The organism is Nocardioides abyssi (assembly GCF_030412915.1).
Classification (GTDB): Bacteria; Actinomycetota; Actinomycetes; order Propionibacteriales; family Nocardioidaceae; genus Nocardioides; species Nocardioides abyssi.
The window spans coordinates 1-366 of sequence record NZ_JAUHJR010000055.1 but is presented as its reverse complement, the minus strand read 5'-3'; the positions used below and the strand labels follow the sequence as shown (position 1 = coordinate 366).

Sequence of the window (366 nt, the reverse complement as noted above, 5' to 3'; positions counted from 1 at the left end):
GGGAAATGCGAAGCGGGGCCATACCCGAAGGTATGGCCCCGCTTGCTAATGGTATGTCCGGCGGCGTCCTACTCTCCCACAACCTCGCGGTTGCAGTACCATCGGCGCTGAAAGGCTTAACTTCCGGGTTCGGGATGGGACCGGGTGTTTCCCTCTCGCTATGGCCGCCGTAACTCTAGCGACCCGCCATTGAACACACTCCGCCTGTGGCGTGGTGTTCACGGCAGATCAAGTCTGGCGTGATGCTGGATTCGTGGACGCGAGCACTCGTAAGACGGTTGTTGTCTTGGTTGAGTGGTTGTGGGACAAGCCCTCGGCCTATTAGTACCGGTCGGCTAGGCATTACTGCTGTACACCTCCGGCCTA

General features: G+C 59.3%; 1 rRNA gene. It reads right to left on the bottom strand.

What is annotated here, in order from left to right:
• Window positions 1-55: 55 nt before the first annotated feature.
• Window positions 56-172 (bottom strand): 5S ribosomal RNA (gene rrf, locus QWY29_RS19880).
• Window positions 173-366: the final 194 nt, after the last annotated feature.